The sequence below is a fragment of the Actinomadura geliboluensis genome, from assembly GCF_043197915.1.
In the GTDB taxonomy this organism is placed as follows: domain Bacteria; phylum Actinomycetota; class Actinomycetes; order Streptosporangiales; family Streptosporangiaceae; genus Spirillospora; species Spirillospora geliboluensis.
Map to the genome: position 1 here is coordinate 436,913 of NZ_JBICUA010000007.1, position 16,159 is coordinate 453,071.

Below are 16,159 nucleotides of genomic sequence, written 5' to 3' on the forward strand. Positions count from 1 at the left end.
TCCGACCGCGCCTCGGCTATCCTTGCCACCCTCCGCCGCCCCGCCCGCTTCTTTTATTTGTGGTTTCTTCTCCTTTCGGGCGGGGGGGGGGGCCCCCCCCCCCCGCCCGGCCCCCCCGCCCCCCCCCCCCCCCCCCCCCCCCCCCCCCCACGACGGGCAGCACGATGACATGGGGCTCGTGGGCACCGACGTCGTCCTGCTCGACCCCGCGCACCCCACGGATGTCGCCGCACTCGCCACCGACGCCCTGGCCGTCGGCGCCCACCTCCTCGGCGTCGCCGGAGGGGACGGCACGCAGGCACTCGTCGCCGCCGTCGCCGCCCGGCACGATGTGCCGTTCATGGTCGTCCTAGCCGGAACCCGCAACCACTTCGCCCTACACCTCGGCCGCATCGCGGACCGCGCCTTCGTGAACAACGCCTCCTTCGGCGCCTACGCGGCGATCGTGCAGAGCCCGGCGTACCGCGACGGCAAGGTCCGCACCAGCCTCCAACTACTCCCCGAACTGCTGACCCACCACCAGGGTCCCCGCCTGAGCGTCCGCGCCGACAACGTGCTCATCGAGGCTCCGCAGGCCGTCCTCGTCAGCAACAACCCCTACCAGGGCGGCGACCCTACGGGATTCGGACGACGCGAGCGGCTGGACGCGGGCGTCCTCGGCGTCCTGGCCGTCACCGTGGACAGCGCGGCACAGGCCGCCGGCCTACTCCGCGGCCGACGCGGCCGCGGCCTTTCCATGCTGACGGCGAGCGAAGTCGTCATCGACTCCGAGATCGGCGAGATACCGGTCGGTGTCGACGGCGAAGCGCTCACCCTGCCGACACCCGTCATCTGTGGCATCCAACCGGGCGGGCTCCGCGTCCGGGTGCCGCGCGACCACCGCGGCACGCCACCCCCAGACGCCCACTGGACTGGCGGAGCCTCACCCGCCTGGCCTTCACCCGCACAACACGGACCGCCTCCAGCGCCTGACCGACGGCAGTCCGCAGTGCGGAGACAACGACCTTCCCGCCCGACGGCTATTTAAATTTACTCACCCTCGGCGGCGGGATAGAGTCGAAAGTCGATGACGACACAACTCGTTTGCCCGTCTTCGGTGCAGCCAATCCAGACAGGGTAGTATCCGTCGCCCCAGCCGGCGCGGAAGGCGATAAGGTTCGGCTCGGACTCCGGGCCGGTCAACTCCACCGTGAAACGGCTGTCGAGGAGGACGATCAGGTCGTCCTCGAGCTTCTCTCTGCTTACCGTCCGAGTCGCATCGAGGAAGGCGGCTGTGCCGGTATCCACACCGACCCCGTAAAACTGACCCTCGCCGAGCAGTCCCAGGTCCTCTTCGGGCCGGATGGCCATTTCCCACTCGCTGGGCGGGGTGTCCAGAAGGGTCACTTTGGCCGCGGCGACACGCACCTCGTTCGTCGTGCGCATCAGCGACACCGTGACCGGGAACTCGCCCGGTGGCACAGTGATGCGCCGCGACGTTTCGTCGATCAAGCCAGGGTCCGAGACGATCAGCTGCCCGGACGGGACCCGCAGCAGTCCAGCATCGGTGAGCTCGACAACGGCCGGACCATCCGGAGTGTCGCGTGTGCCCGGAGTGAACAGCTGCTCGATTCCGGTCGCGCGCAGCGGTCCCTGCTCATCCTCCATCGAGACCTCGTTCAGGGCCACCGTCGTGGCGGGCTCGTGGCCCTGCTGGGTGAGGAGCCGGACGAAGACCTGCCAGTCGCCGAACTCCGGTGCGGGGAAGAGGAAGTCTTGGATGGGAGCCGAGAATCGGCGCACCGCGACGTTTTCCGGCTCGGCGACCGAGGCCTGTTCCGACCTGCTGAACTCGGACCTGATCTCAACCTCGCCGTTGGCCGATACGGTCGTGGTTTCCTGGACATCCCACTCACCGGACAAGTACTGCCGCTCGCTGGAGAATTGCCAGCGAGTGTTCCGGTGGGCCCACAACACATTCTTGCCGCGGTCGCACTTGAGGTCGATCATCTGCGTGCGATAGGACCTGTCGTCGAACAGATACACACGCCACATTCGGTTCGGCCAGTATTCGAGCAGCGCCAGCGGTCGCTCCCGCGCGGCCAGCAAGACCGCATAGTCCTCCTCAGCAGCATGTCTACGCGCAGCAACCGCACGCGACATCGGATCAGGGTGACTCATGGCATGCCCGGAACCCCACATCTCGCCATACGACACATCAAGACTGTCCAGAATCACAGACCCACATCTCCCTCATCGCAGCAACTGCCCCGAACCGCACTGTGCGCCCACCGATGGTGATGCGGTCTGTCGGGTTGGGGCGGACCGGGGTGCCGGTTCCGCGCCCCCCCGGGGCATCCGCGCCACGCTCACTCGCGCCAAGCAAGAAAACCTGGCGGAACACTAGCGCCCCTGGCCGACATCCCGGCTCGAATGGATTCGGCGCCCAGGCCGTCGGCCAGCGCGTCCCCTGCCAGCACACTTCCAGGCTTGAGCTGCTCAGACGGAGATCCACACACTTCCAGGATCGGACGAGTCCGGGGCGGGGGCGGCGGCGATGTCGGGGCCGACGCGCCGGCCCTGGCCGGTCAGCACGCGGCGCATTCGGCCATCTCCAACTTTGGGTGCTCACTGCCGGAGGAGCAGCGGGGCTAGTCCGTCGGATCAACGCATCGACGCAAGGTCAGTCTCAAGCCCACTCACACCGCCACCGGTGGCCCGACCAAAGGCCGCCGACCGCGCTAATCCCCCACCGGCTTCGCTAACTGGTCACGTTGATCCACGCCGCCGCCCGGCCTAGGGCGGCCCCGACGGATGTCGGGGAGGTGGCCTCACCTGCCGGTGGCGGAGGCAGTTTCGCCGGGCTCGGCGGGTCGGTCGTAGGTGAGGAACGCGGCGCCGCTGCCGAGCACGGTGTGGTCGGTCAGTTCCCAGTTGCGCGGATCGAAGGCGGCCGTGCGCGAGAAGAGCGGGATGCCAGTGCCGATGGTCAGCGGGCCCACCTTGAGAATGAGCCGGTCGATCTCGCCGTATAGGGCGCCGGCGAGTTCGCCACCGCCGACCAGCCAGATGTCCTTGCCGTCCTGACGCTTGAGCTCCCGGACCTTCTCTGCGGGGTCGGTGGCGACGATCTCGACGGCGGGGTCGGGGCTCTCGGCGAGGGTCCGGGAGAAGACCAGGTGCCGCAGGTGCGGATACGCGTCGGCGATCCCGGCCTTCAACCCGATCTCGTAGCTGCGGCGTCCTTCCAGGATGGTGTCGAAGCAGGTGCCCTCGGCGGTGACCGAGAGCGCCGCCCGCGCCGGTCCAGGGAGAGTCTCGGGGTAGTTTGCCACGAGGTGCTCGATGTAGTCGGCGGGGATGGGCCAGAAACCGTCCGGACCGGTGGGGTCGGCGCCGTCCGGTCCGGCGATGAAGCCGTCGAGGGTGGTGGCGATGTAGTAGACGAGCTTTCGCATGGAGACGCCCTTCCGATCACTGCAGTCGTAGTACTGTGCTTGAAGTGCTTTGAACCTTAGTACTGCACTTGCAGTGGTGTCAATCGTCCTTCGTGGAGGCCTCCATGCGGCAGAACCCGACCCGGCGCACCGCGCTCCTCGACGCCGCCATCGACGTCCTGGCCCGGGAAGGCTCCCGCGGTCTGACGCTGCGCGCGATCGACAAGCAGGCGGGCGTGCCCACCGGCACCGCCTCCAACTACTTCGCCAACCGGGACGAGCTGCTCGCCCAGGTGATGCGCCGCACCCGCGAGCGCCTCACCCCCGATCCCGAGGCGCTCGCCGAAACCATGAAGCAAGCGCCGTCGCATGAGTTGGTCGCCGAGCTGATGCGCCAGTTGCTGACCCGAATGCGCGACGACCGCGCCGGCAACCTCGCCATGCTGGAACTGCGCCTGGAGGCCACCCGCCGCGCCGGCCTGAACGCCGAGCTCAGCGGGTTCCTCACTGAAGAGCACCGGGAGGTCATCGACTACCACGTGAACGCGGGCCTGCCGGGCGACCGCACCGGCGTCGCCCTGCTCTACTTCGCCATGTCCGGACTGATCGCGGACGACCTGACCGCCCCCGCCCTCCTGGAGCCCTACTCGACCGACGACCTCATCGAGCAAATGGTGAACCGCCTCCTCCCCTGACCACCGTCCGCTGGCGGACGTCCTCCCGGGCGGCTGGCACACGGCACTTTACGTTTGGGCCGACGCCATGATCGCAGGCGGAGAACCCGATCGCGGCCAAGCCGAAGCAGGCCAGGCCATCGACCGGCTCGGCACCGCTGAGGAGATCACCCAGGCCGTACTGTGGCTGTGCAGCCCCTGCGCCGGCTACGTCACCGGCGTCGCGCTCCCCCTCGACGGCGGATGAAGCGCGGGCCTGGCGGCCGTCCAGACCGGCGGACGGGGCGACGTCACCCAGGGACGCCGAGCGGCGGATGCTCGAGCACGCGGGGCTTGTACTCGACCAGCTGGATGCGGCCGTCGAAGGTGCGGTGCTCGATCATCTCCAGGGCGAGGTCCGGATAGCCGTCGTAGATGCGTTCTTCGCCCGTGGCCCCGGTGATCACCGGGAACATCACGACCCGGAAGCGGTCGACGAGTCCGGCTCGTAGCAGGGACCGGCACAGGCTGAGGCTGCCGATCGTGCTGAGGAGCCCCGAGCCGCTCGACTTCATGGCGCGGACCGCCTCGACGGCGTCGTCGCGGACGAGCGTGGAGTTGGCCCACGTCAGCGGTTCCTCGAGCGAGGAGGAGAACACCACCTTGGAAGCTTGCGTGAGCTCGTCGACGGACGCCTCTTCCTCGGGCCTGAACTCGTCTTGGCCGCTGGGGACCTCACCTTCGGCGAAGCCCGACATCAGGCGGTAGGTGTTCGCTCCCATCAGGTAGGTGGCCTCGGGCTGCTCACCGAGCCATGCGAGGTACTCCGGGCCCTCGAGGCCCCAGAACCCGGGCCATCCCTCTCCCGACGCGTAGCCGTCGAGGGAGGTGATGAAGTCGACGAGAAGCTCCGACATGGCGGTGTCCTTTCCTAGGTGTCACGAGCTTGGACCGGCCGGGAGCCACAAACTCATCGGCCGCGATGTGGAGTAACGAGAAAACCCATGCCGCTGCCGCCGATCAGGTCGGCGGAGCAGCACCGCTTCGGACGGCCCGGACCGCCACCGAAGTAGCGGAAGGCCCCCACGCGCGCGAAGGTCCACGCGTGCTGAACCATGCGCACCACGGGCCGGACGAACCTATGCCGCGAGTCGGGCAGCACCATCACGAACGCCCAGATCCGGTGCCGTTTGCTAGCCGTGGGGTGGAACCACTGCCTCGGGAAGCCGTAGTCGCTCTCGGCCCCCGAGCCCGGCTCGACGTCGTCGCTCAGCACCGTGAGCTTGGACCGGGCAGCCTCGGCGGGCAGGTTGCTCATGCACCCACCGGCGAAACGTCGAGATCAACACCCGGAACTTGCCCTCATCCCGCAGGCATCGGTGGACCGTGGTGAGGGGCCGGGTCGAGAGGGACCCGTGCCCTCATCACCGCGATCAGCGCGCCCATCTCACTCACCATGCTGCGCGGCCGCCGCAGCGGCATCCCGGGCGGCGATACGCCACCGCAGGCGTCACCACGGACGAGCCATGGCAATCGGCGTGGGCGCCGCTGCGATGGCCCAACTCGTGATCGCGTGGGGTTTTGTCGTTGAGGACGATGTCGACCTGCTCGACGTCGCACGCCGGCTGCCGGCACCCACCGCGCCCGGCCAATCGGTGCGCGATGCCCGGGTGGCCGTTGCCTGCTTCGCAGGACTGCGACACCGATGCCCGTTCGGGGTTGTGGCGGCGGTCGGTGGGCGGGAGGATCCTGCCCTGTGACCGCGAGAAGAAGGGCGGCGGTGGGAGACATCGGGTGGTTTGGCCGGACGGTCCTGATCGGGGCGGGCACCCTGGCCGCAGCCGGGGCCATGACGGCACTGTTGCTGGTTTCAACTGATTCGTCCGGGCCGACGGAGGCAGTGGCCGAACGCCGGGCGGGCGCGCTGGTGTTGCCCGGCAACAGCCCTGCACAGCTCGCCCTGGTCCGCGCCTGCATGGTCGGCGATCCTCTCGTCATGGCGCCGGTCGAGGGCGATCCGGTGAACCCTCAGCGGCTGACCGGGCCGGGGACGGCCGTGTCCGACTTCCGGGTCCTGGCCGAGTCCGTTCGCGACGCCCGTGGGCGGACGATCTTGCTCGGCAGTGGGACGGCGTACCGGCTGTGCATGCTCGATCGGTCCGGCAAGCCGACGTCGAATGACCGGGCTCCCAATCAGGCCGCCCGTGTCTGGGGCGTTCCTTTGACGATCGTCCCTGACCACGTGATCTACGACGACACAGGCAGCGGTGATCTGCGCTTCGACGACCCCGCCTCCAGAAAGGGCTGGGAACTGCATGTGGCCGGACGGGTCAGGCCGGGTGGCACGCGCATCACCTTCACGGGCCCGGACGGCAACACAGTGCAGGCCCCAGTGACCGATCGCTTCTTCGTCCTCAGGAGAAGCGGCGGTGGTGCGAACGGTCCCACGCCCGGTGGGGAAATGGTTTCTGTGACCGTCAAGCTCTACAACGGCGACCAGGTTCTGAAGGAGTACTCCACGCAGATCGACGCGGCCATCATGAGGTAGCCGGGCCAGCGCGGAACGTCGGCAGTGGGTAGCGGGGGCACGCCGACCGCGCGCCCGCAATGGCGAATCGGTCCGTCCTCCCCTGGACCCGGGGTGCATGCGTTGGAGATCATTCAGGCGTGCGGGCGGGATGGGAGCGGGGATGCAAGGGCGGACCTTGGCAGGGCGCTATCGCTTGGAGACGCCGCTGGGCCGTGGCGGTATGGGCGAGGTCTGGAGAGCAGCCGATCTGCGCCTGAAACGCACCGTGGCGGTCAAGATCTTGTCGCTGGACGGGATGCCCGGCCAGGCCGTGGCGCGTTTCCGCCGCGAGGCCGAGATCGCCGGCGGCCTGCAGCATCCCGGTATAGCCGTGGTGTTCGACACCGGCATCGACAGCGATGTGCTGTATCTGGTGATGGAACTGCTGGACGGCACCGACCTGGCCGAGGTGATCCGGCGCCATTCCCACGGTCTGCCGGCCGTGCGGGCGGTCACGCTGCTGGCGCAGATCGCCGACGCGCTGGCCGAGGCCCACGCCAAGGGCATCGTCCATCGCGACATCAAACCCGCCAACGTGATGCTGCTCAAGGACGACCGCGTCAAGCTCCTGGACTTCGGCATCGCCCGTTACACCGAGCAGACCACCGACCTGACCGGCAGCGCCCTGATCGGCACCCCCGCGTTCATGGCGCCCGAGCAGTTCGACCGCAACGAGGGCGTCGACCACCGCACCGACCTGTACGCACTGGGCGCCCTGGCCTACGAACTCCTCACCGGTAAACGGCCGTTCACCGCCGACACCGTCCGTCGGCTCCTTCATGACGTCCTGTTCACTCCGGCCCCGGCGGTCCGCGACACGCACCCGCACGTCCCCCCGGCCTTGAACGATCTGATCGCCGAACTGCTGGCCAAAGACCCGGACGACCGGCCCGAAAGCGCCCAGTGCGTCGCCGCACGGCTTCGCGCCGTCGACCGTCGCCCGGCGCCCGCACCCGTGGCCGCCGGGCGGCAATCCGGCGCACCCCCGGCCGGGCCGGTTGTGAAGCCCACGGTGCGGCTCCCCACCTCCGATTCACGGAGCAGGCGCTCGGGCCCGCTGCGGTGGCTCGCCGCGACGCTCCTCTTGGTGCTGGCGTTAGCTCTTGGCGCGTTCTGCCTCAACCCAGGCGGCCCTCTGCAGGACGGCGGCGACTTCCGCGCAGAGCCCGCCTGCGGCGAGTTGCGCCCCGCCGTCTTCTCCAACGCGGCCACTCAGGATGAGGGCGGCATCGACTGCCATTGGTACAAGGAGCAGAAGAAAACGGGCGTCGTGGACGACGGAAGTCACAAGGAATACGAGTACAAGCTCATCTGGGACCTCAGAGTCAGCATGTCCCTGCACTCCCCCAAGCCGTGGCAGTGGCTCTCCGGGCCGGACGTAGCCGCAACCTACCTACAGAAACAGAACATTCACGGCGATGCCATCGGTGAGCCGCGCCTGGGGCCTGGCGCCTATTATTCCCTGGACCACAGTCCGTACGCGGACGACGGGGACTCAACTACAGACTACGAAATAACGGGCAGTCATACATTCGCATTCCGTATCAACAATCTCGTCACGGTGGTCTCCTACGTGGAGGATCGCAGTGACCTCGGAGACATGGACGAGAACAAGGTACGGACCACAGCACGAGAATTGGCCGTCGAGATAGCGGCGAAAATCAAGAAGGAGACGGTCGGCCTCGGACTCACCCGGACCAACGCCACCTGACCCGCGGACCGGGAACGACCGCCCGGACCGCCCGACCCACGCCCGGACCGCCCGCGCACGACTTCTCAGCGGTCTTCCAGGGCTAGGACTGCTGAACTCGGATATCGGCAACTGGACTGAACCGGTCGGCCTGGCACCCCTCGCCGTGGAGGGTGCCCTGCTCCTCCTCGCGTTGGCCGTGCTCGCCGCACACTTCCACGGCCAACGCCACTCTCCCCCGGCGTGACCGGTTTCCCAACATCTGACTGATCGTTGAGGGAGCGCTGGAGGGCCTTGGGGGAGGTAGCTTCCGTGAGTTCTCCGATGTTCACAACGGACTCGGCTGCGGGCGATCTGCGGAACCCGAGCGATACCGTGGAAGATCACCGCCACGACGCAGCACGTCCGGGGCGGGACGCGGTGAGCGGGGTGTGGGCTGTTCCGCCCGGATGACCATCGCGGCCGCGGAGCCGTGCCGGTGCGGCACCGCCCGGCTCGAATGCCGCGCGGCCCTCGTGGCATCGATGGCAGCGGTGTTCGATGAATCTGCCGGCGATCGCGGCCGCCCTGGCCGCAGCGGTGTTCTTCGCGCTCGCAGCGACGCTCCAGCATCACGCCGCGTACCACGAGGTCGTCCACCGGTTGCTGGACGTGCGGTTACTGTGGCGGCTGTTGCATCATCGCCTCTGGGTCGGCGGCCAGTTCATCGACTTGATCGGGCTGGGCCTGCACATCACGGCCCTGCACATCGGCACCCTTGTCCTGGTCCAGCCCGTCATGATCAGCGGGCTCCTGCTGTCGGTGCCGATGGAGGCAGCGCTCGACCGCCGACGTCCCCGCAGGCGGGACCTGACCGGAGTCGCGCTCGCGACCGCGGGGCTGGCCGCCTTCCTGGTGGCCGCCGACCCGAGCGCCGGTACCAGCCGCCCTACCGGCACCGCTTGGTTCGTCAGCGGCGGCGTGGTCGGCCTGGCCGTGGCAGGCTTGCTCGTCCTGTCCCACCGCACACGAAGGGGACCACTATCGGGGGCCTGCGTGGGGTTGGCCACCGGGGCCCTGTACGGCTTCAGTGCGGCACTGCTCAAGACCTGTGCCGACCTGTTGACCACCCACCCCCTCAGTCTTCCGCTGCATTGGCAGATGTACGCGCTGCTCGCCACCAGCGCCATCGGGATGCAACTCAACCAGAGCGCGTTCCAGCACAGTTCCCTGGCCTCACCGCTCACGGCCATGACGCTCGGCGAGCCGCTGGTCTCGGTCATCATTGGCCTCAGCGCCTTCCACGAACTGATCAGGACCTCCCCGCCCCGCCTTGCCGTCATCGTCGGCGGAGCGATCGTCATGTCCTACGGAATCTGGAGGACCAGCACCACGCAACGCCCGCCAGCGGGCGCGTGAACACCTGCCGGATCGGCCGACGGCGCGCCTCCCTGCCCCCTGATGCACGCAGTGGCACCGCCGCGAAAGCCTTCGGAAGCGGCCTGGGTGTCACCGCCATGCGAGCCACGCCGGTTCGCCCGTACCTATCACCGTCTCGGCACCCACCCAGGGTAATCAACGGCTGTAGCCGGTGCCGGTACACCTCTCCTGTGGCCGCCGGGGAGCACTGCCCGCACAGATCGGCGATCGCCTCGATGGGCAGTCCGCTATCCCACCACGCCTCCTCCCCCTTGAGGGACCGGAGTTCCCCGCCGGTGGAGTCATACGGGGAGGGCAGGGCAAGTAACGGAACGTGACCGAGTGGGAGCATGTGTGCGTCGAAGCCGCCGGCCTCGCCGGTGACGGCTCGGGCGGTCCGGACGCATGACGGCCCTCCGGAGGGACGGCTACGTCCGGCTGCGCGACTACGCGGTGATCGGGGACGGGCGGAGCGCCGCGCTGGTCGCCGCCGACGGGTCGGTGGACTGGCTGGGAACGCCGGATCTGGACTCCCCATCGGTGTTCGCCGCCATCCTGGACCCCGCCCGAGGCGGCCGCTTCCTGCTGGAGCCGGCGGAGCCCTTCACGGTCGCGCGCCGGTACCTGCCGGGCACGAACGTGCTGGAGACCACCTTCACCACTGGACGCGGCAGTGTGCGGGTCACCGACTCGCTGACCCTGGAGGGCTGCGGGACGCTGGGGCCGATGCGGGAGCTGCAGCGGCGCCTCGACGGGGTCGCCGGTACCGTGCCGCTGCGCTGGAGCGTGCAGCCGCGTTTCGGTTACGGCGCCCGCCGTCCACGGGTCAGGTGGCGCGCCGGTGTGCCGGTGGTGGCGTCCGGCGCGGACGCGCTGGCGGTCTGCAGCTGGGACGCGGGCGAGCCGGAGTGCGCCGGCGGGGCGATCAGCGGGCGTCTCGAACTCGGGCACGGACGGCGGGCCCTGCTGGCCCTGGCGTTCGCGCACCAGGAACCGCTCGTCCTGCCGACCCGTTCCGAATGCGACGCGCGCATGGAGCACACCGTCGCGGCCTGGCAGGGCTGGTCGCGGGAACGCGCGTACGAGGGCAGGTGGCGGGACGCCGTGCTGCGCAGCGCACTGGCGCTCAAATTGCTGATCTTCGCGCCCTCCGGGGCGATCGCCGCCGCGGCGACGACGTCGCTGCCGGAACATGTCGGGGGCGAACGCAACTGGGACTACCGCTTCTCCTGGGTCCGCGACTCGGTGTTCACCCTCCACGCGCTGCTGCGGCTGGGTTGCTCCGCCGAGGCGCACGCCTACTTCTGGTGGCTCATGCACGCCACCCAGCTCACGCATCCGCGGCTGCGGGTCCTCTACCGGCTGGACGGCGGTGGCCGCGCCCCGGAACGCACCCTGCCCCTGCGCGGGTACCGCGATTCCAGGCCGGCGCGGGTCGGCAACGCGGCGGGCGCCCAGGTCCAGCTGGACACCTACGGTGAGCTGCTGCAGAGCGGCTGGGTCTACGCCGGTGCCGCCGGACGGCTGGACGCCGACCTCGCACGCCGGCTGGCCGAGCTGGCCGACTTCGTCTGCGACGCCTGGCGGTGGACGGATTCGGGCATCTGGGAGGTCCGCAGCGCCCCCCTGCACTTCACGCATTCGAAGATGATGTGCTGGGTGGCGCTCGACCGCGCCATCGACCTGTCCGAGCGCGGGCTGATCCCGGGCCGCGGTTCGGATCGCTGGCGGCGCGGCCGCGCCCGGATACGCGACTTCGTCGAGGCGCGCTGCTTCTCTCCCGACCGCGGCAGCTACACGCGTTCCGCCGGAAGTTCGGAGCTGGACGCCGCCGTCCTGCTCGGCCTTCTGCAGGGCTACGCGCGGCCCGATGATCCCCGCATGCGCGCCACGGTGGACGCCGTGCAGCGGGAGTTGCGGCACGGCCCGTTCGTCGACCGGTACTCCGGCGAGGACGGGCTGGCCGGCACCGAAGGCGCGTTCCTGGCGTGCTCCTTCTGGTTGGCCGAGTGCCTCGCCCGGACCGGGCGCCTCGACCAGGCCGTCGCGTTGATGGACGACCTGGTCGGGCTGGCCAACGATGTCGGCCTGTACGCCGAGGAGATCGACCCGGAAACCGGCGCCTTCCTGGGCAACCTGCCCCAGGGACTGAGCCACCTGGCGTTGATCAATGCCGCGTGCGCCATCGGCTCGGCCGCCGGGGAGGCGGGAGCGTGAACGCCTGGGGGACCGCCGCCGGCGGCTTCGCCGGGACGCTGGTCCTGACCACCGCGCTGCGGGCCGCCGGCGAGTTCAAGCTGACCCGAATGGACCTGCCGTTCCTGCTCGGCACCGCCGTGACCGCGAACCGGGCCCGCGCCAAGGCGATCGGCTACCTCATGCACTTCGCCAACGGCGAGGTGTTCGCGTTCGTCTACTACGCCGTCTTCCTCGCCATCGGCCACGCCGGCTGGTGGCTCGGGGCGCTCTTCGGTCTGGTGCACGGCACGTTCGCCGGCACGGCGCTGGTGAACATCCTGCTGCCGCTGGTCCACCCGCGGATGGGCAGCCCGCTGACCAGCGCTCCCAAGGTCGCCCTGCTGGAACCTCCGGGCTTCCTCATGTTCAACTACGGCCCGAGCACGCCGCTGGTCACCGTCCTCGCCCATGTGGGCTTCGGTGCCATCGTCGGAGGCTTCACCTCGCTCGGGCCCCCAGGCTGACCCGGCTCTTCGCCTCGCCGGAGATCCCCTGGCGGGGCGCTGGCCATCTTCGCCGTCGTCTCCCAGCCTGCTGCCCGAGGCTGCTGGCGCCTGGCAGGATCGCAGCCTGATCGCGGACGGAGTGGACGGTGCCGAACGTCAAGAAAACCCTGGTGTGACGGTTCGTCTCACAACGTCCCGTCCCCATCAAAGGCCTCGCTGCGGTCAGATCTTGAATGCCGCCTCGACCAGGAGCACGGCGGTCAGGGCAAGCGCCGCACCTGCGGCGGTGAACGGCAGCGCCCGGAGGCGCTCCCCCATGGAGCGGCCGAGGATCAGCGGCAGTGCCACCCCGACCGCGATGTAGGACCAACCGGCGATCTCTCCTGGTCCGCTGTTGGAGTTGGCATCGGCCGCCAGCCACAGCGTCCACGCCCCCTCGAAGAGCCAGATCGAGCCGGTGATGCCGACCACCGCCGTCCGCACGAGCCCGCGCGCCGAGCGCAGCAGCGCTCCCGCCGCGCCATGGGCGGGTCCGGCGGCCAGACCCGCCGTGATCCAGATGACCACCGCGTTCATGCCCGCGGCGAACCCGCGCAGTTCAGAGGTGGCGTAGTAACCGACCACCAGCCCGACCTCCGTCACCAGGCCCGCGAGCGCGGCCGATCTCCACCGACCGGGCACCCACAGGCCGATGAGGAAAGCCACCAGGACCCAGGTCGACGCCGAGTTGACCAGGATGTGCCAACCGCCCTCCAGGATCCCCTGCCCGAACGAGGTGAGCGCTCCGCCGAGCAGCCCGATGACCAGAGCGCAGGGATACAGGAGCAATCTCCGTGGACCAGCGGATTCTGGTGTCCGCGCCGGGAGGCGGTGGCCGGTGGTCGACACGCCTGGTCTCCTCCTGAGTCAGAGCCTCGCTCGCGCCCATGTGGGTCGTGATTCCGCGCCCAGCCTTCCCCACCCGTCCTCGCAGGTCATCAGCATCAAGGGGGATGTCGGGTACAACTCCGGGCGGATGGATCCACCTGCAACGCCCGCAGGCCGGCCACCCGATTCCGGCCCCGCTCACACGTCAAAAGAGCTGCCGCTCAGTCCACTTCGACGGCCGCCCCATCTACCGGAGACCTCACTGCGTCCGGCTCACAACACCGCGCACCCATCAGGACTTCGGCCATGGACGGAGGTGGAGGCGATCCGCGCGATGCGAGCGGGACGCCGGGTGCCCGCGACCGCGGCGTCGCCGTCTTCACCGCACTGCGTACCGGTGCGCCGATGCCGTAGGGGTAGAGGCCGTAACCGCGGTGAGGCTCCAGGCCATGGCCCGTATGGCGGCGGAGGCGGAATAGGGTCTGGTTCGTGAAGAGGCCGCGGTGGAGGTCTGCTGTCGCCGAAGTCGCTCACCCGGCGCGGCCGGGCCGGCTCGACCTGCTCCCGGCGGCGGCCGTCGTCGTCGCGCAGTCGCTGGTGTGGGCAGTCCCCGACGTGTCCTCGGCGCTCGTACGCATCCTTGACCCCGGCTCTTCGGGCATCGCCGACGGGGCCGTGGATTCCGTGGTCGCGGCACTCGGCTTGTGCTTCGCCGCCGGAGCGGTCGCCGCACGCCGGATCGCGCCCGTCCGGGCCCTCGGCGGCGCGCTGACCGCGGCATTGCTGGCCGTCAGCACCGGCGCGGCCGCCGTAGCGTGGGCGTTCGCGCTGGTGATCGTGCTGCACTCACTGGCCGTACACCGCACGGCCGGGCTTGCCGCGGCCGGGGCGGCCGCGACCTCGGTGACGGCCGCCGTGGCCGCCGCCGTCGCGGGTGCGTCGCCCAGGACCGCGGTGGGAACGGGGGTGCTGGCGGCGGGCGGCGCAGCGATGCTCTGGGCCCTGGGGAGATCGCGGCGGCGCCGGCGGGCGGACGGCTCGGCGCTCGCGGTCTACCGTGCCGGCGCCTCCGCGGTGCCGCGGTTCGCCGCCGAGGCCGAGCGCGAGCGGCTGACGGCCGAGCTGCACGACGTGGTGGCGCACCGGCTCACCGGCATCGTGGTGTCGGCCGGCACCGCAACTCGTCTCGCCGATCCGGAGCTGGCCGCGGAGGCGACCCGCCACGCCGCGAGCGCGGCACGGCAGGCCGTAGCGGAGCTCGACCGCCTCATCGAAGCCGCCGGGACCGTGGCCTTCGACGACATCGATGCGCTGGTCGCCGAGCACACGGCCGTCGAGTACCTGCGCACGGCCGACGCCGCGCCGCCGGACGTCGTCGCGGCGGCCCATCGGGTGGTGCGCGAGGCGCTGACGAACGCCCTCAGGTACGCCTCGGGCGCTCGCCGCGTCACCGTCGAGGGAACCGCTGCCATGCTCACCGTCACGGTCACCGACGGGGGCGGCCCCGCCTCGGTGCCCGGCCTGGGAACGGGGCACGGCTTGGCCGGACTGCGATCGGCCGCGCAGGCCCTCGGCGGTTCGTTCTCCGCGGGCCCCGACGGCACCGGATGGAAGGTGCGCGCCGAGTTCCCTCTCAGCGCCGCGCCCGCACCCGGGACTGTCCGGCAGCACCGCAACGACCGTCGCCACGACGGGCTCGCGGTTTCCCAGCGGTGGCCCGGACGGTCGCGTGCTGCCGCGCTCGCAGCCTTCCTGACCGGCCCGGGCGGCTGGCGGGGCCCGGCCGCGCTCGATGCGGTGCTGGTCGTGCTGGCAGTCGCGCTGTCCCTGGGGGCGGGGCTGCCACCGGGAGATGATCCCGATCCTTTCGGCTCGCCGTTTGTCGGCACCGCACTGGCAGTGCTGTTCACCGCGCACGCGTTTGCGCTCTGGTGGCGCAGGCGGGCGCCCCGCGGCGCGCTGACCATCGCTCTCGCGGCGCTCCTGGTGTGGCTGGGGCTCGACCTGGCAGGCTGGCCGGGCCCGCCCCTCAGCGACGGGTTCCTGTGGTACTGGTGGGTCGAGCTGGCACTGATCTACGCGGTCGCCGCCTTCCCGCCGGGCGGACGGACCTGGCCGGCGCCTCTGGCCGTCGGGGCCGTGGGCGGCGCAGTCCTCGCCAGCGGGGACGGCATCACCGGGAACCGTGCGTCCGCCTGGGCGGCCCTCACCGCGGCGCTCGCGATCCCATGCCTGGCGGCCTGGGCACTCGGTGTGCACACCGACACGCGCCGGAGACGGCGGAACGCGATCGCCGCTGACGAGCGCGCCCGGCTCGACCGGGAGGTCTCCGCGGCCGTCGCGGCCGAGCGCCGGCGGATCGCCGACGGGCTGCGCCGCACCGCACGCCGACACACCCAGAACGTGGCCGTCGAGGCCGCCGCCGGCCGCCTCGACCGGGTTCTCGTCGAGGCCAAAGCGGGGCTGGCCGCGCTCCGGGAACTGCTCCGGCAGTTGCGGACGCAGGACGACGGAGGCGACCCGCCCCCCACCGTCGACGGCATCGCCGCCCTGGCAGCCCGACGCGGTACCGCCGTCCGGTTCGTCGGCGAGCGCAGGCCGCTGCCGCCGGCCCTGGAGGTCACGACGTACCAGGTGGCGCGGGAGCTGTTCTCCGGCGGAGACGCGATCACGGTCGCGTTCACCGGCCGGGGCGTCCTGGTGTCCGGGCGGGCACCCGGAGGCGCCGCGGCGGAGCGGCGCCTGCGCACGCTGACGGACGCGGGCGGCGGTACGCTGACGATCGCCGGCGACGGCACGGCGCGAGGATGGTTGCCGGAGGTGTTCCGCTCTTGATCGAGACGACCGGTGCGAACTGCCCGGCCGTGGTCGTTGCGATGGCC

15 protein-coding genes are annotated in these 16,159 nt (G+C 70.4%); 10 read left to right on the forward strand and 5 right to left on the reverse strand.

Annotated elements, in window-relative coordinates; genetic code table 11:
- Positions 1 to 169 precede the first annotated feature (169 nt).
- On the forward strand, positions 170 to 1,027 hold the full coding sequence (locus tag ACGFI1_RS24425) for a diacylglycerol/lipid kinase family protein (RefSeq protein WP_392788131.1): 858 nt from the start codon (positions 170 to 172) through the stop codon (positions 1,025 to 1,027).
- A 2-nt stretch (positions 1,028 to 1,029) separates the two neighbouring features.
- Here ACGFI1_RS24425 and ACGFI1_RS24430 read toward each other — a convergent pair whose 3' ends face one another.
- Both ACGFI1_RS24430 and ACGFI1_RS24435 read right to left on the reverse strand, forming a co-directional pair.
- Positions 1,030 to 2,217, reverse strand: a complete 1,188-nt coding sequence (locus ACGFI1_RS24430) for a DUF4241 domain-containing protein (RefSeq protein WP_392788132.1) — start codon at positions 2,215 to 2,217, stop codon at positions 1,030 to 1,032.
- A 593-nt stretch (positions 2,218 to 2,810) separates the two neighbouring features.
- Positions 2,811 to 3,437 carry a dihydrofolate reductase family protein gene (locus tag ACGFI1_RS24435; RefSeq protein ID WP_392788134.1) on the reverse strand — a complete coding sequence of 209 codons (627 nt, stop codon included), beginning with the start codon at positions 3,435 to 3,437 and terminating at the stop codon, positions 2,811 to 2,813.
- A gap of 104 nt (positions 3,438 to 3,541) precedes the next feature.
- Here ACGFI1_RS24435 and ACGFI1_RS24440 point away from each other — a divergent pair, with 104 nt between their 5' ends.
- Together ACGFI1_RS24440 and ACGFI1_RS24445 are read left to right on the forward strand one after the other, a co-directional pair.
- Positions 3,542 to 4,111, forward strand: a complete 570-nt coding sequence (locus ACGFI1_RS24440) for a TetR/AcrR family transcriptional regulator (protein ID WP_392736390.1) — start codon at positions 3,542 to 3,544, stop codon at positions 4,109 to 4,111.
- Positions 4,112 to 4,178: 67 nt separating this feature from the next.
- Complete coding sequence (locus ACGFI1_RS24445) at positions 4,179 to 4,337, forward strand: SDR family oxidoreductase (RefSeq protein ID WP_392788137.1); 159 nt, start codon at positions 4,179 to 4,181, stop codon at positions 4,335 to 4,337.
- Between the two features lie 43 nt (positions 4,338 to 4,380).
- On the opposite strand, the gene ACGFI1_RS24450 is transcribed toward ACGFI1_RS24445, so the two are convergent.
- Both ACGFI1_RS24450 and ACGFI1_RS24455 read right to left on the reverse strand, forming a co-directional pair.
- Positions 4,381 to 4,986: a dihydrofolate reductase family protein gene (locus ACGFI1_RS24450; RefSeq protein WP_392788139.1), complete on the reverse strand. Its 606-nt coding sequence runs from the start codon at positions 4,984 to 4,986 to the stop codon at positions 4,381 to 4,383.
- 53 nt (positions 4,987 to 5,039) lie between these two features.
- Complete coding sequence (locus ACGFI1_RS24455) at positions 5,040 to 5,387, reverse strand: hypothetical protein (RefSeq protein WP_392788141.1); 348 nt, start codon at positions 5,385 to 5,387, stop codon at positions 5,040 to 5,042.
- Between the two features lie 208 nt (positions 5,388 to 5,595).
- Between ACGFI1_RS24455 and ACGFI1_RS24460 the strand changes: the two genes are divergently transcribed.
- The 6 genes from ACGFI1_RS24460 to ACGFI1_RS24485 all read left to right on the forward strand — a co-directional run bounded on the left by ACGFI1_RS24460 (position 5,596) and on the right by ACGFI1_RS24485 (position 12,428).
- Positions 5,596 to 5,829, forward strand: a complete 234-nt coding sequence (locus ACGFI1_RS24460) for a hypothetical protein (RefSeq protein WP_392788143.1) — start codon at positions 5,596 to 5,598, stop codon at positions 5,827 to 5,829.
- 20 nt (positions 5,830 to 5,849) lie between these two features.
- The gene (locus ACGFI1_RS24465; RefSeq protein ID WP_392788145.1) at positions 5,850 to 6,617 is read left to right on the forward strand and encodes a hypothetical protein; all 768 of its coding nucleotides are present in this window, start codon (positions 5,850 to 5,852) and stop codon (positions 6,615 to 6,617) included.
- 175 nt (positions 6,618 to 6,792) lie between these two features.
- Positions 6,793 to 8,349 carry a serine/threonine-protein kinase gene (locus ACGFI1_RS24470; RefSeq protein WP_392788148.1) on the forward strand — a complete coding sequence of 519 codons (1,557 nt, stop codon included), beginning with the start codon at positions 6,793 to 6,795 and terminating at the stop codon, positions 8,347 to 8,349.
- A 519-nt stretch (positions 8,350 to 8,868) separates the two neighbouring features.
- Positions 8,869 to 9,726: a DMT family transporter gene (locus ACGFI1_RS24475; protein WP_392788151.1), complete on the forward strand. Its 858-nt coding sequence runs from the start codon at positions 8,869 to 8,871 to the stop codon at positions 9,724 to 9,726.
- 405 nt (positions 9,727 to 10,131) lie between these two features.
- On the forward strand, positions 10,132 to 11,943 hold the full coding sequence (locus ACGFI1_RS24480) for a glycoside hydrolase family 15 protein (RefSeq protein ID WP_392788153.1): 1,812 nt from the start codon (positions 10,132 to 10,134) through the stop codon (positions 11,941 to 11,943).
- Positions 11,940 to 12,428 (forward strand): hypothetical protein, encoded by a 489-nt coding sequence (locus tag ACGFI1_RS24485; protein WP_138632149.1) that lies wholly within the window; start codon positions 11,940 to 11,942, stop codon positions 12,426 to 12,428. The genes ACGFI1_RS24480 and ACGFI1_RS24485 overlap by 4 nt, the downstream gene beginning before the upstream one ends.
- Before the next feature lie 204 nt (positions 12,429 to 12,632).
- Here ACGFI1_RS24485 and ACGFI1_RS24490 read toward each other — a convergent pair whose 3' ends face one another.
- Positions 12,633 to 13,238 (reverse strand): DUF6518 family protein, encoded by a 606-nt coding sequence (locus ACGFI1_RS24490; protein WP_386873071.1) that lies wholly within the window; start codon positions 13,236 to 13,238, stop codon positions 12,633 to 12,635.
- A 528-nt stretch (positions 13,239 to 13,766) separates the two neighbouring features.
- Between ACGFI1_RS24490 and ACGFI1_RS24495 the strand changes: the two genes are divergently transcribed.
- Entirely contained in the window at positions 13,767 to 16,112 is a 2,346-nt protein-coding gene (locus ACGFI1_RS24495) for a DUF7134 domain-containing protein (protein ID WP_392788155.1), read from the forward strand.
- Positions 16,113 to 16,159: the final 47 nt, after the last annotated feature.

Excerpts from the sequence above, each read along its gene's own strand:
- ACGFI1_RS24425 (WP_392788131.1), top strand. The coding sequence starts at position 170 with ATGGGGCTCGTGGGCACCGACGTCGTCCTGCTCGACCCCGCGCACCCC.
- ACGFI1_RS24435 (WP_392788134.1), bottom strand. The coding sequence starts at position 3,437 with ATGCGAAAGCTCGTCTACTACATCGCCACCACCCTCGACGGCTTCATC.
- ACGFI1_RS24440 (WP_392736390.1), top strand. The coding sequence starts at position 3,542 with ATGCGGCAGAACCCGACCCGGCGCACCGCGCTCCTCGACGCCGCCATC.
- ACGFI1_RS24445 (WP_392788137.1), top strand. The coding sequence starts at position 4,179 with ATGATCGCAGGCGGAGAACCCGATCGCGGCCAAGCCGAAGCAGGCCAG.
- ACGFI1_RS24450 (WP_392788139.1), bottom strand. The coding sequence starts at position 4,986 with ATGTCGGAGCTTCTCGTCGACTTCATCACCTCCCTCGACGGCTACGCG.
- ACGFI1_RS24455 (WP_392788141.1), bottom strand. The coding sequence starts at position 5,387 with ATGAGCAACCTGCCCGCCGAGGCTGCCCGGTCCAAGCTCACGGTGCTG.
- ACGFI1_RS24460 (WP_392788143.1), top strand. The coding sequence starts at position 5,596 with ATGGCAATCGGCGTGGGCGCCGCTGCGATGGCCCAACTCGTGATCGCG.
- ACGFI1_RS24475 (WP_392788151.1), top strand. The coding sequence starts at position 8,869 with ATGAATCTGCCGGCGATCGCGGCCGCCCTGGCCGCAGCGGTGTTCTTC.
- ACGFI1_RS24480 (WP_392788153.1), top strand. The coding sequence starts at position 10,132 with ATGACGGCCCTCCGGAGGGACGGCTACGTCCGGCTGCGCGACTACGCG.